This window comes from Streptomyces sp. Da 82-17 (assembly GCF_046098215.1).
Classification (GTDB): domain Bacteria; phylum Actinomycetota; class Actinomycetes; order Streptomycetales; family Streptomycetaceae; genus Streptomyces.
Map to the genome: position 1 here is coordinate 99,715 of NZ_JBJURH010000008.1, position 13,181 is coordinate 112,895.

Annotated in this window: 13 protein-coding genes; 9 read left to right on the forward strand and 4 right to left on the reverse strand. The window is 71.6% G+C overall.

The annotated features are described in order from the left end of the window. Window positions 1–9: 9 nt before the first annotated feature. From ybeY to era, 6 genes are all read left to right on the forward strand, one after another. A complete protein-coding gene (gene ybeY / locus ACIDOF_RS15935) occupies window positions 10–510 on the forward strand; it encodes an rRNA maturation RNase YbeY (protein ID WP_409006517.1) in 501 nt (166 codons plus the stop codon). Further along, entirely contained in the window at window positions 507–1,814 is a 1,308-nt protein-coding gene (locus ACIDOF_RS15940; protein ID WP_409006518.1) for a hemolysin family protein, read from the forward strand. Before ybeY ends, ACIDOF_RS15940 begins: the two co-directional genes overlap by 4 nt. Continuing rightward, window positions 1,811–2,173, forward strand: a complete 363-nt coding sequence (locus ACIDOF_RS15945) for an MmcQ/YjbR family DNA-binding protein (RefSeq protein ID WP_409006519.1) — start codon at window positions 1,811–1,813, stop codon at window positions 2,171–2,173. The genes ACIDOF_RS15940 and ACIDOF_RS15945 overlap by 4 nt, the downstream gene beginning before the upstream one ends. Before the next feature lie 355 nt (window positions 2,174–2,528). Beyond that, a complete protein-coding gene (locus ACIDOF_RS15950; protein WP_409006520.1) occupies window positions 2,529–2,879 on the forward strand; it encodes a cytidine deaminase in 351 nt (116 codons plus the stop codon). A gap of 224 nt (window positions 2,880–3,103) precedes the next feature. After that, window positions 3,104–3,595, forward strand: a complete 492-nt coding sequence (locus ACIDOF_RS15955; protein WP_409006521.1) for a hypothetical protein — start codon at window positions 3,104–3,106, stop codon at window positions 3,593–3,595. 85 nt (window positions 3,596–3,680) lie between these two features. After that, on the forward strand, window positions 3,681–4,643 hold the full coding sequence (gene era / locus ACIDOF_RS15960) for a GTPase Era (RefSeq protein ID WP_409006522.1): 963 nt from the start codon (window positions 3,681–3,683) through the stop codon (window positions 4,641–4,643). Window positions 4,644–4,788: 145 nt separating this feature from the next. On the opposite strand, the gene ACIDOF_RS15965 is transcribed toward era, so the two are convergent. The 4 genes from ACIDOF_RS15965 to ACIDOF_RS15980 all read right to left on the reverse strand — a co-directional run bounded on the left by ACIDOF_RS15965 (window position 4,789) and on the right by ACIDOF_RS15980 (window position 8,910). After that, a complete protein-coding gene (locus tag ACIDOF_RS15965; RefSeq protein ID WP_409006523.1) occupies window positions 4,789–6,048 on the reverse strand; it encodes an MFS transporter in 1,260 nt (419 codons plus the stop codon). Then, window positions 6,015–7,391: a GH1 family beta-glucosidase gene (locus ACIDOF_RS15970; protein WP_409006524.1), complete on the reverse strand. Its 1,377-nt coding sequence runs from the start codon at window positions 7,389–7,391 to the stop codon at window positions 6,015–6,017. The genes ACIDOF_RS15965 and ACIDOF_RS15970 overlap by 34 nt, the downstream gene beginning before the upstream one ends. Window positions 7,392–7,532: 141 nt before the next feature. Beyond that, window positions 7,533–7,799 (reverse strand): protealysin inhibitor emfourin, encoded by a 267-nt coding sequence (locus ACIDOF_RS15975; RefSeq protein WP_409006525.1) that lies wholly within the window; start codon window positions 7,797–7,799, stop codon window positions 7,533–7,535. A gap of 43 nt (window positions 7,800–7,842) precedes the next feature. Continuing rightward, a complete protein-coding gene (locus tag ACIDOF_RS15980) occupies window positions 7,843–8,910 on the reverse strand; it encodes a M4 family metallopeptidase (protein ID WP_409006526.1) in 1,068 nt (355 codons plus the stop codon). Between the two features lie 296 nt (window positions 8,911–9,206). On the opposite strand from ACIDOF_RS15980, the gene leuA reads away from it, so the two are divergent. The 3 genes from leuA (at window position 9,207) to ACIDOF_RS15995 (ending at window position 13,172) form a co-directional block, all read left to right on the forward strand. Further along, a complete protein-coding gene (gene leuA / locus ACIDOF_RS15985) occupies window positions 9,207–10,928 on the forward strand; it encodes a 2-isopropylmalate synthase (RefSeq protein ID WP_409006527.1) in 1,722 nt (573 codons plus the stop codon). Between the two features lie 203 nt (window positions 10,929–11,131). Beyond that, entirely contained in the window at window positions 11,132–11,833 is a 702-nt protein-coding gene (locus ACIDOF_RS15990) for a TerB family tellurite resistance protein (protein ID WP_409006528.1), read from the forward strand. A 133-nt stretch (window positions 11,834–11,966) separates the two neighbouring features. Next, window positions 11,967–13,172 (forward strand): exo-alpha-sialidase, encoded by a 1,206-nt coding sequence (locus ACIDOF_RS15995; RefSeq protein ID WP_409006529.1) that lies wholly within the window; start codon window positions 11,967–11,969, stop codon window positions 13,170–13,172. Window positions 13,173–13,181: the final 9 nt, after the last annotated feature.

Genomic DNA, 13,181 nt, shown 5'->3' on the forward strand with positions numbered 1-13,181 from the left:
AAAGCGCACATGTCGATCGACGTCAACAACGAGTCCGGTACCGAGGTCGACGAGCAGGCGATCCTCGACATCGCCCGCTACGCGCTCGCGCGGATGCGCATCCACCCGCTCTCCGAGCTCTCGGTGATCGTCGTGGACACCGAGGCGATGGAGCAGTTGCACATCCAGTGGATGGACCTGCCGGGGCCGACGGACGTCATGTCCTTCCCGATGGACGAGCTGCGCCCGCCGGGCCGGGACGACGACGCCGAGCCCCCGCAGGGCCTCCTCGGTGACATCGTGCTCTGCCCCGAGGTCGCCAAGAAGCAGGGCGAGGAGGCCGAGACGGGGCACTCCATGGACGAGGAACTGCAGCTCCTCACCGTCCACGGCGTGCTCCACCTCCTCGGGTACGACCACGAGGAGCCGGACGAGAAGGCCGAGATGTTCGGCCTGCAGTCCGCGATCGTCGACGGCTGGCGGGCGGAGAAGGGCCTCACCGGTCCCTCCCCGGCGCCCACCGTGTCGTGAGCGCCTCCCTGGTCGTCGGCGCGGTCCTGCTGGTCGTCGTCGCGTGGCTCGCCTCCTGTGCGGAGGCGGGCCTCGCTCGTGTGTCCAGCTTCCGCGCGGAGGAGGCGGTGCGCTCGGGGCGCCGCGGCAGCGCGAAGCTCGCCCAGGTCGCGGCGGACCCGACGCGGTATCTGAACCTGGCGCTGCTGGTCCGCGTCGGCTGCGAGATGGCCGCCGCCGCCCTCGTCACGTACGCGTGCCTGCAGGAGTTCCCGAAGACGTGGGAGGCGCTGGCCGTCGCGATCGGCGTGATGGTCCTCGTGTCGTACGTGGCGGTGGGCGTCTCGCCGCGCACGATCGGCCGCCAGCACCCGCTGAACACGGCGACGGCCGCGGCGTACGTGCTGCTGCCGCTCGCCCGCATCATGGGCCCGATCCCGCCGCTCCTCATCCTCCTCGGCAACGCCCTCACGCCCGGCAAGGGCTTCCGGCGCGGGCCGTTCGCCTCCGAGGCGGAGCTGCGCGCGATGGTCGACCTGGCCGAGAAGGAGTCCCTCATCGAGGACGAGGAGCGCCGCATGGTGCACTCCGTCTTCGAGCTCGGCGACACCCTCGTACGCGAGGTGATGGTGCCGCGCACCGACCTGATCGTGATCGAGCGGTACAAGACGATCCGGCAGGCCCTCACGCTCGCCCTGCGCTCCGGCTTCTCCCGCATCCCCGTCACCGGGGAGAGCGAGGACGACGTGGTGGGGATGGTCTACCTCAAGGACCTGGCCCGCAAGACGCACATCAGCCGGGACGCCGAGTCGGAGCTGGTGTCGACGGCGATGCGGCCCGCGTCGTTCGTGCCGGACACGAAGAACGCCGGTGATCTGCTGCGCGAGATGCAGCAGGAGCGCAACCACGTCGCCGTCGTCATCGACGAGTACGGCGGCACGGCCGGCATCGTCACCATCGAGGACATCCTGGAGGAGATCGTCGGCGAGATCACCGACGAGTACGACCGGGAGCTCCCGCCCGTCGAGGACCTCGGCGAGGACACGTACCGGGTCACGGCCCGGCTCGACATCGGCGACCTCGGCGAGCTGTACGGCCTGGAGGAGTTCGACGACGAGGACGTGGAGACGGTCGGCGGGCTGCTCGCGAAGGCGCTCGGCCGAGTGCCGATCGCCGGGGCCTCGACGGTCGTGGAGCTGCCCGACGGGCGTCGGCTGCGGCTCACCGCGGAGGCGGCCGCGGGGCGGCGCAACCGCATCGCGACGGTCCTCGTGGAGCCGGTGGCTCCGCCGGAGCCCGTGGAGCCGGTGGGGGAGCAGGAGTGAACCCCGCTCAACTCCGGGAGTTCTGCCTGTCGTTCAACGCGGCGGTGGAGGAGTTCCCGTTCCCGAGCGCGCCCGGGCTGTCCACGTTCAAGGTGCTCGGCAAGATCTTCGCGATCAGCGCGCTGGAGGAGAGCCCGCTGAAGGTCGCCCTCAAGGCGGAACCGGAGATCGCGCTGCGGCAGCGTGAGGAGCATCCCGGGGTGATCGTGCCCGGCTACCACCTGAACAAGCGTCACTGGAACACGGTGACCGTCGGCGAGTTGCCGGCCCGGCAGGTACGGGAGCTGGTGGAGGACTCGTACGACCTGGTCGTCGCGGGTCTCCCGCGGGCCCAACGCCTCCGCCTGGACCGGGACTAGGGGCTCTGCCCCTCCCAGTTCCGGGGCTCCGCCCCCGGCCCCCCCCGCTCCTCAATCGCCGGAGGGGCTTATCGGGGGTCGTCGTTCGGCTTTCCCGCCGTCGTGGTTGCTCGCGCAGTTCCCCGCGCCCCTTATCAGGGGCTCCGCCCCTGCCCCCCGCCTTCGGCTGTCCCGCCGGTGGGACCCCACCCCGACCCCCACCCACCCACAGCGGACAGGTGGGGACGTGCCCCGATAGGGGCGCGGGGAACTGCGCGATCAGCCACGACGAGAGCCGCAGCCGGTCGAACACCGCCGGAGGCCTTCGGGACGGGGCGGGGAGGGGGAAAAACGTCGGGGTTCGTATGCTCGGGGCATGAGCGAAAACGCCCTTGACCCCGAGGACCGCAAGATCGTGACTCTCGCCCGCTCCGCGCGGGCCCGCAACGGCGTCCCGGAAGGGGCGGCCGTACGGGACGAGACGGGGCGTACCTACGTCGCCGGCAGCGTCGACCTGGACTCGCTGAAGCTCAGCGCCCTCCGCACCGCCGTGGCGATGGCCGTCGCCAGCGGCGCCAAGTCGCTCGAAGCCGCCGCCGTCGTCAGCGAGGCACAGGCGGTCTCCGACGAGGACCGCGCGGCCGTGCGCGACCTGGGCGGCGCCGGAACCCCGGTCCTGCTCGCGGGGCTCGACGGCGAGGTCGTCGCCACCGTCAGCGCGGGCTGAACACCCACCGACTCGGAGGGCGGCCGGTTTCCGGCCGCCCTCCGCCGCGTTTTCGCCAAAGCTGAACAGTCTTCCCAAGTCGCTTAAGAATCACGGGACTTGGCCTTGCCATCACACGCCACCCACGTCTCAATGGCCTATGCGCGCGCACCGCACCTGACCAGCTCACCCCCACGAGCCTCCACGAGACTCCGAGCTCTCCCCACGAACGGGAAGGTGAACCGATGAAGCGCAGCAACACGGTCAGCACCAGAAGGGTCGCCCTCGGCGCCGCACTCGCCACGGGCTCCCTCGCCCTCGCCGGGGTCGTCCTGGCGCCCGGCGCCGCCGCGGTCGCCCCGGGCGAGGCCACGACCCAGGCCAACTGCGGCATCTACGGCAGCGGCGGGGTCACCCTCACCGCGACCCAGAGCGGCACCACCGGCACCATCACCGTCACCTCGTCGGAGATCACCACGCCGGTGGCCGTCGAGGCGAACACCGTCCAGTCGACCCTCACCATGACGAAGGCCGACGGCTCGACCGCCACCTTCACCGGCAAGAGCAACCCGGCGATGGAGGCCGGCGGAGGCGTGAACTCCGGCCCGCTCACCGGCACCGTCGCCTCCGGTGACTCCCTCGACCACCCGGGCTCCCTCAAGCTGGTCGTCTCGGGCATCACCGTGACCTGCAACTCCACCCAGTCCCTGGCCCCCGGGCCGTTCGTCTTCGACTGACCGACGCCGGGCACGAGCAGGCCGGCCGGCCGGGTCGCGGCGCAGCCGCCGGGCCCGGTCGGCGCCCGCCGCGGCATCGGGGACAATGGTCGCCATGAGCGCACCTTCCCCGGCCGAGTCCGAGCCCCAGGCCACCGACCACCGCGCAGGCTTCGCCTGCTTCGTCGGACGGCCGAACGCGGGCAAGTCGACCCTGACCAACGCCCTCGTCGGTACGAAGGTCGCCATCACCTCCAACCGCCCGCAGACCACCCGGCACACGGTCCGCGGCATCGTGCACCGCCCGAACGCCCAGCTGGTCCTGGTCGACACCCCGGGCCTGCACAAGCCGCGCACGCTCCTCGGCGAGCGGCTCAACGACGTCGTACGCACGACCTGGGCCGAGGTCGACGTGATCGGCTTCTGCCTGCCGGCCAACGAGAAGCTGGGCCCGGGCGACCGGTTCATCGCCAAGGAACTCGCGTCCATCAAGAAGACGCCGAAGATCGCCATCGTCACCAAGACCGACCTGGTCGACTCCAAGCAGCTCGCCGAGCAGCTCATCGCGATCGACCAGCTCGGCAAGGAGCTCGGCTTCGAGTGGCAGGAGATCGTGCCGGTCTCCGCCGTCGGCGACCAGCAGGTGGACCTGCTCGCCGAGCTGATCACGCCGCTGCTGCCGAAGAGCCCGCCGCTCTACCCGGAGGGCGACCTCACGGACGAGCCGGAGCAGGTCATGGTCGCCGAGCTGATCCGCGAGGCCGCGCTGGAGGGCGTACGGGACGAGCTGCCGCACTCCATCGCCGTGGTCGTCGAGGAGATGCTGCCGCGCGAGGACCGTCCGGCGGACAAGCCGCTGCTCGACATCCACGCGTTCGTCTACATCGAGCGGCCCAGCCAGAAGGGCATCATCATCGGCCCCAAGGGCAAGCGCCTGAAGGAGGTCGGGATGAAGTCCCGCAAGCACATCGAGGCGCTCCTCGGCACGCCGGTCTTCCTCGACCTGCACGTCAAGGTCGCGAAGGACTGGCAGCGCGACCCGAAGCAGCTGCGGAAGCTGGGGTTCTAGGCTCAGGTCGGCCGACCCGGCACCCGGCACCGGCACCGGCACCGGCACCGCACCCGGCACCGGCACCCGGCGCCGGGGCGCGCTCGATCGCCCTCCGGGCTCGTCCTCAAACGCCGGACGGGCTGGATATGCCCCCGAGCCGGCCTCAGTCAACACCCCGTATCCGCCCCACCAGCACCGCCCCCGCCAGCCCGATGGCCGCGGCGGCCAGGTACAGCACCCGGTAGCCGCCGAGGGCGACCAGGGTCGCGGCGAGGGCCGGGGCGGCGACCTGGGGCAGGGAGTTGGCGACGTTGATGACGCCGAGGTCCTTGCCGCGGTCGGCGGCGCGCGGCAGCACGTCCGTCATCAGGGCGAAGTCGACCGACGTGAACACCCCGAAGGCCAGGCCGAGCAGTACCGCCGCGACGATCGCGCCCGGCCAGGTCTGCCAGACCGCGAGCAGCGCCGTGGCGGCGGCCATCAGCAGGCCCGACCAGACCACGAACGGCTTGCGGCGGCCGATCCGGTCCGACCAGGCGCCGCCGGCCACGACCGTGGCGAGCATCGTCGCCCCGTTGACCGCCGTCAGCAGCAGCACGCCCTCCTCCGGCTCCGGGTGCCGCAGCCGGTCCCGCAGGTAGTACAGGAGATAGAGCAGCACGAGCGTGTTGCCGAGGTTGATCAGGAACCGGGTCAGCCACGCCCAGGCCACATCGGGGTGGCGGCGCGGGCTGATCCAGAAGCCGCGCAGGAACGGCCCCCACGCGAACGCCGCCCGCCGCTCCGGCACGAAGCGCGGCTCGCGCTGCAGCAGGACGTACGGCAGGACCCCGAGGAGGGTGAAGAGGGCGCAGGCCGCGTAGCCGGGGCCGATGCCGCCGAGTGCCGTCGCGAGGGCCGTGCCGAGGACCACGCCGAGGAGTTGCGTGGCGCCCAACCAGCCGCCCACGGAGCCGCGTTGGAGCCGCGGCACCCGGTCCGGGACGGCCGCCGTGACCGCGGCGAACGCGGCGTTCAGGGTGAGCTGGACCAGGCACCAGCCGAGGGCCAGGGACAGCACCGACCCCGCGGCGGCGGTCAGCAGCAAAGAGGCCGCCCCGCCCGCCGCACCGGCCACGATCCACGGCGCCCGCCGCCCGAAGCGTCCCGTCGTACGGTCCGAGGCCGCGCCGAAGAGCGGGTTCGCGGCGAGCGAGACGACCGCCCCGGCGCCGGTGACCCAGGCGAGGACCGTCTCCTTGGACGTGCCGGCCGGGGCGAGCTCGGCGGCCTGCAGCGCGAGCAGGATCTGCAGCGGCCCGTACCAGCCCGCCCAGATCGCCCCGTTGGCGAGGCAGAGCGCCGACGTCCAGGCGGGCCGGACCCGGACGACGGGTTCGGCGAGGTCCGTCACCTCTGCGCCCGCAGCGCCTCGCGCAGCCACGCGTACGAGGCCTTCGGGGTGCGCTCCAGAGTGGCGTAGTCGACGTGCACGAGGCCGAAGCGCTGCCGGTAGCCCTCCGCCCACTCGAAGTTGTCGAGCAGCGACCAGACGAAGTAGCCGCGTACGTCGACGCCCGCCGCCAACGCCCGGTGCAGGGACCGCAGATGGCCGTCGAGGAAGGCGATCCGCCGCTGGTCGTCGATGCCCTCGTACGAGCAGCCGTTCTCGGTGACGATCAGGGGCGGGAGGCGGTCGGCGTAGCGGTCGCGGAAGTCCAGGAGGAGTTCGGTGAAGGCCTCGGGGACCACGGGCCAGCCGAAGTCGGTGCGCGGCCGGCCCTCGATCTCCCTCGGCGCGAAGGGGAGTTCGGGCGGGATGTGCACGCCGGAGAACTCCTCGGGTCCCGCGCCGGGGGCGCCCACCAGGGTCGGCTGGTAGTAGTTGATCCCGTACCAGTCGAGGGGCGCGGAGATCAGCTTCAGGTCGGCGTCGAGGCCCGGGGTGTCGAGGATCTCGGCGATGCCGTCGGGGTAGCGGCCGAGGAGCAGCGGGTCGGCGAAGAGCCGGTTGAGGAGCAGGTCGTAGAAGTCGGCGGCCTCGCGGTCGGCGGGCTCGTCGGAGGCGGCCCAGGTCGGTCCGTGCGAGTTGGCGATGCCGATGTGGCCGGCGCCCGCGGCGCGCAGCGCCTGCACGGCGAGGCCGTGGCCGAGCAGCTGGTGGTGGGCGACGGGCAGCGCGTCGAAGAGCAGTCGGTGTCCGGGCGCGTGCTCGCCGAGTGCGTGTCCGAGCAGGGTGTGCTCGGCGGGTTCGTTGAGGGTGATCCAGGTGGGCACGCGGTCCCCGATCCGCTCCGCGACGACGGCCGCGTACTGCGCGAACCGTTCGGCGGTGTCCCGGCGCCGCCAGCCGCCCGTCTCCTCGAGGACGAGCGGGGTGTCCCAGTGGAACAGCGTCGGCACGGGGCGTACGCCCGCGGCGCACAGCTCGTCGACGAGCCGGTCGTAGAAGTCCAGGCCCCGTTCGCTGACCTGGCCCGCGCCGGTGGGCTGCACCCGCGGCCAGGACACGGAGAAGCGGTACGCGCCGACGCCGAGGTCGCGGATCAGGGCGACGTCCTCGCGGTACCGGTGGTAGTGGTCGCAGGCCACGTCGGCCGTCGACCCGTCCTTGACGCGTCCCGGCATGGTCGCGAAGGCGTCCCACACGGAGCGGCCGCGCAGCTCGGCGGCGCCCTCGATCTGGTGGGCCGAGGTGGAGACGCCCCAGAGGAAGTCCCCGGGGAAGCGGGGGAGGGCGGTGCTGCTCGTGCCGGTGCTCGCGCTGACTGCCATGCGCGGGATCATGCGTACCCGCGAGTACGGTGTCAACGGGTAGAGGCGGGCGGGTTGTTGGACTTCCCGCCCGCCTTCCGGCAGTATCCCGGCGGCCTTCCGGTAGTCTCCCGGCCGCCTCCCGTGAGGGGCCCGGAACCGGCCTCGCGCGCCTTACGCGCCTTCCTTCAGGACCCTGGAGATCAGCTTCCGCTGGGGGTCCGTGAGCCGGGGGTCGGAGCAGTACACGGTGCGGTCGTCGACGGTCAGCTGGTAGCAGAAGCCGTCCGGCACGCCGACCGGAGGCTCGCCTCTGCCCTCGGCCAGCGCCTGCTCGGCCAGGCTCCGCCACTCCTCGGCGTCGGAGAGGCCGGCCGTGTCGATCGCGGCGTTCCGCTCGAAGCCGCCGAATCCGCCCGTGCGTTTGACGTGGATACGCATGCTTCCTGTCTACTCCCTCACCCCCGGTCCGGAAACCGGAGTCCTACGCGGTGGGCACGCCGACCTGGGACCAGGCCTTGAGGACCGCCTCGTGCTCGTCGCCCTCGCCGTACCGCTCGGCCGCCTTGCCGACCGTGGCCTTGGCGAAGTCGGTGAAGGTGCAGTCCGTCGTGATCTCGCCGCCGGTCAGCACGTCGTACCAGATCTGCCCGGCGCGCTCCCAGGCCTTGCCGCCGAGGCGGGTGGCGAGGAGGTAGAAGGCGCGGTTGGGGATGCCGGAGTTGATGTGCACGCCGCCGTTGTCCTGGTCGGTGTCGACGTAGTCGTCCATGTGACCGGGCTGCGGGTCCTTGCCGAGGACGTCGTCGTCGTACGCCGTGCCGGGTTCCTTCATGGAGCGCAGGGCCGTGCCCTGGACGTCCGGGGCGAGCAGGCCCTCGCCGATCAGCCAGTCGGCCTGGTCGGCGGTCTGGCCGAGGGTGTACTGCTTGACCAGCGCGCCGAAGACGTCGGAGACCGACTCGTTCAGGGCGCCGGACTGGCCCTGGTACGCGAGGTTCGCGGTGTACTGCGTGACGCCGTGGGTCAGCTCGTGCGCCATGACGTCGACCGGGATCGTGAAGTCGAGGAAGATCTCGCCGTCGCCGTCCCCGAACACCATCTGCTTGCCGTCCCAGAAGGCGTTTCCGTACTTCTCGTCGTAGTGCACGGTCGCGATCAGCGGGAGGCCGTTGCCGTCGATGGAGTTGCGCTCGAAGCCCTTCAGGAACAGGTCGAAGGTGGCGCCGAGGCCCGCGTAGGCGCGGTTCACGGTGGCGTCCTGGCCGGGCTCCTCGCCCTCCGAGCGGACCTTCGTGCCGGGCAGTTCCGTGCCGTTCTGCGCGTCGTGGATCGTGCGGTTGGGGGTCGCTTCGGCCGCCCCGGTGATGGTGGGGCGGGCGGTGGCGGCGGCCGTGGTCAGGCGCCGGGAGCGGTTCGCCTCGTCCTGGACGAGGGTGCGGCGTGCGGCCCCGGCGATCGCCGGGTTCTCGGCCTGCGAGAGCCGGTCGAGGAGGTGGGGCGGGACGATGGTGCAGTAGACGGGCTCGTAGCCCGATCGCGTGATGTCCATACCCAACACCGTGGCATTGCGTGATCGTGGTGTCACTACCCGCTAGCAGGATTGGCGAATTCGAGGTAATTGTCACGTTCGAGCCGTTACCTCAGGGCGGTCCCGCATACTGATACGGGTCGACGCACACCGGACGGTCTCGGCTACGCTCCCTCTCATCATGCGTTTCGGGCTGCTTCTTCTTAGCTGCCGCGGCGAGGGCCTGTAGTCGTAGGCCGACCCCCTCCCCGCGGAGTCGAGTGGTGCACGAACGACCGTCGGCCGTCCCCCGCGGACCCCTCGAGGAGCCCTACGCAATGCCGAACTTCCAGCAGCCCTCCGCCATGCCGATCCACAAGTACCGCGGGTACGACGCCGTGGACATCCCGGACCGCACCTGGCCGGAGAAGCGGATCACCAAGGCCCCCCGCTGGCTCTCCACCGACCTGCGCGACGGCAACCAGGCCCTGATCGACCCGATGTCGCCCGAGCGCAAGCGCCGGATGTTCGACCAGCTGGTCAAGATGGGCTACAAGGAGATCGAGGTCGGCTTCCCCGCGTCGGGCCAGACCGACTTCGACTTCGTACGGTCGATCATCGAGGAGCCGGGCGCCATCCCGGACGACGTCACCATCTCCGTGCTGACCCAGGCCCGCGAGGACCTGATCGAGCGGACCGTGGAGTCCCTGAAGGGCGCCAAGCGCGCCACGGTCCACCTGTACAACGCGACCGCGCCGGTCTTCCGCCGCGTCGTCTTCCGCGGCTCCAAGGAGCAGATCAAGCAGATCGCCGTCGACGGCACGCGGCTGGTCATGGAGTACGCGGAGAAGCTGCTGGGCCCGGAGACCGAGTTCGGGTACCAGTACAGTCCCGAGATCTTCACCGACACCGAGCTGGACTTCGCCCTGGAGGTCTGCGAGGCCGTCATGGACGTCTACCAGCCGGGCCCGGGCCGCGAGATCATCCTCAACCTGCCCGCCACGGTGGAGCGTTCGACCCCCTCGACGCACGCCGACCGCTTCGAGTGGATGCACCGCAACCTGTCCCGCCGCGAGCACGTCGTCCTGTCGGTCCACCCGCACAACGACCGCGGCACCGCCGTCGCCGCCGCCGAGCTGGCCGTGATGGCCGGCGCCGACCGCGTCGAGGGCTGCCTGTTCGGCCAGGGCGAGCGCACCGGCAACGTCGACCTGGTCACCCTGGGCATGAACCTGTTCTCGCAGGGCGTCGACCCGCAGATCGACTTCTCCGACATCGACGAGATCCGTCGCACGTGGGAGTACTGCAACCAGATGGAGGTCCACCCGCGCCACCCGTACGTGGGCGACCTGGTCTACACGTCCTTCTCCGGCTCCCACCAGGACGCCATCAAGAAGGGCTTCGACGCCATGGACGCCGACGCCAGGACCAAGGGCGTCACCGTCGACGACATCGAGTGGGCCGTGCCGTACCTGCCGATCGACCCGAAGGACGTCGGCCGGTCCTACGAGGCGGTCATCCGCGTCAACTCCCAGTCCGGCAAGGGCGGAATCGCGTACGTCCTGAAGAACGACCACAAGCTGGACCTGCCGCGCCGCATGCAGGTCGAGTTCTCCAAGGTCATCCAGGCCAAGACCGACGCCGAGGGCGGCGAGGTCACGCCGAGCGCGATCTGGGCCGTCTTCCAGGACGAGTACCTGCCCACCGAGGCCAACCCGTGGGGCCGCATCCAGCTGCGCTCCGGCCAGACCACCACCGACACGGACGGCGTGGACACCCTGGCCGTCGACGCGGTCGTGGACGGCCAGGAGACCTCCCTGAAGGGCAGCGGCAACGGTCCGATCTCCGCGTTCTTCGACGCCCTGCAGGGCATCGGCATCGACGTACGCCTGCTCGACTACCAGGAGCACACGATGAGCGAGGGCGCCTCCGCGCAGGCCGCCTCGTACATCGAGTGCGCCATCGACGACAAGGTCATGTGGGGCATCGGCATCGACGCCAACACCACGCGTGCCTCGCTGAAGGCGGTCGTCTCCGCGGTCAACCGCGCGGCCCGCTGAAGGAGTTGAGCGCCGCCCCCTGACGGGGTTCGGCCGCTCGGACCCCGCTCATCTGTCCGATGAGCGGGGTCTTTTCCGTTCCGTGCGTGTTCGCCTCCGACTGGTCTTGGCCATGTGCTGCACAAGGTGCTGACGGCGCTTCGCCGGTGTGGCTAACATCACGTCGATACGGCAACGTTGCCGAGGTGTTACGGAGGTGCGGCGTGCTGCCAGGCCTGGGTCGAGGTCGCGGAGAACCGCGTGTCTGGGGGATCCGCACCGCGTGGACGACCGTCGGCGACGGGGAGTTCTTCTGCCCCGGCTGCGGCGGCGACCGCAACTACCGGCGCCGCACCGGCCGTCGGCGCTTCACCGTCCTCGGCCTCCCGCTGCTCGCCCGCGGCGTCGCCGGGCCCGTCGTCGAATGCGCCGCCTGCGCCCGGCACTTCGGCACGGACTGCCTCGACCATCCGACGACCGTGCGCTTCTCGGCCATGCTTCGCGACGCCGTGCACACCGTCGCCCTCGCCGTCCTCACCGCGGGCGGCACGGCCTCCCGCACGGCGCTCGACATCGCTGTCGGCGCGGTCCGCTCCGCCGGGTACGTCGACTGCACCGGCGACCAGTTGAGCACCCTGGTCGACGCTCTCGCCGCGGACACCGGACGCGTCACGACCGGCGACAGTCCCGTGGACGACGCGGGCGTCACACTCGCCATAGAGCTCCACGAGTCCCTCGACCCGCTCGCCCCGCACCTCGCCCCCGCCGGCCGCGAGTCCATCCTCCTCCAGGCGGCCCGCATCGCCCTCGCCGACGGCCCGTACACCCCCGCGGAGCGGGAGGTCCTGGTGGCGGTCGGCAACGCCCTGACGATCTGCCCGGACGAGGTGGCCCGGGTCCTCGAGTCGGCTCGTACGCCGTCGTAGCGAACGGCGGCCGCCCCCAACTCCCTCCCCGTACTTGGGTATTGCCCTCCCTCCGGCTGCGCTGTAGCTTCACCGGGCGTGAGACGTCCTACGTCCTATGTCCCTCGCGGGGCCTTCAGTGCCGGGAGTGCTCATGGCCGGATTGCGTGCCAGTCGATTGCTCGTGCTCGCTCTCGCCCTCGCCGCGGCCGCCTCGACCGGCGCACCCGCGGCCGCCGCGCCCTCCCGTGCCTGTGCGGGTTCCGTGCCGTACCGGGCGGGTGAGGACGGGTACGACACGTTCCGGATTCCGGCCGCGCTGCGGACGCCGGGTGGGGCCGTGCTCGCGTTCGCCGAGGGGCGGGTCGGGGGCGCCGGGGACACCGGCAACATCGACGTCGTCGTGAAGCGGTCCACGGACGGGGGCTGCACGTGGGGCCCGCTGCGGGTGGTCGCGGCGGGGGACGGGGACACGCGCGGCAACCCGGCGCCCGTCGTCGACCCGCGCACGGGCCGGATCGTGCTCGTCACCTCGTACAACAGCGGGCAGGTCACCGAGGCGCAGATCATGCGCGGGGAGGCCACGGCGGAGCAGAGCCGGCGGGTGTTCGTGCAGACCAGCCGGGACGACGGGCGGACGTTCTCGCGGCCCCGGGACATCACGGAGTCGGTGAAGCCGGACCACTGGCGCTGGTACGCGACCGGGCCCGGGCACGCCGTCGCCCTGACGCGCGGGCCGCACGCGGGGCGACTCGTCGTGCCGTCCAACCACTCGTCGGCGCCGCCCGCCGGCTCCGCGGACACCGGGCAGGAGCCCAAGTACTACGGCGCGCACGCGATCTACAGCGACGACGGCGGGCGCAGCTGGCAGCTCGGCTTCGTCGAGGACGCGTACGAGGGCGTGGACAACGCGAACGAGTCCCTCGCCGCCGAACTCCCGGACGGGCGGCTGTACTTCAGCGCACGGGACCAGCACGGGCCGAGCGCGGGCAACCGCCTCGACTCGTACTCCTCGGACGGCGGGGAGTCCCTGGACCGGCCGTACCAGGTCCAGCCCACCCTGAACGACGTGCCGATCGTGCAGGCGAGCGTGCTGCAACTCCGCGGCGCCGACGACGGGTTGCTGTTCTCCGGGCCGTCCGTGCCGACCGCCCGGCAGGCGATGGCCGTGTGGCGCAGCGACGACGCCGGGCGGACCTTCCGGAAGGTCCTGACCGTCTCCGAACTCCGCGCCGCCTACTCGGACCTGGTCCAGGTCGACGGCCGGACGATGGGGCTGCTGTACGAGACGGGGGACACGGGGACGTACGAGCGGATCGAGTTCCGGCGGTACGGGGTGGGGGAGCTGGGGGCGCCGTAACCCCTGCTT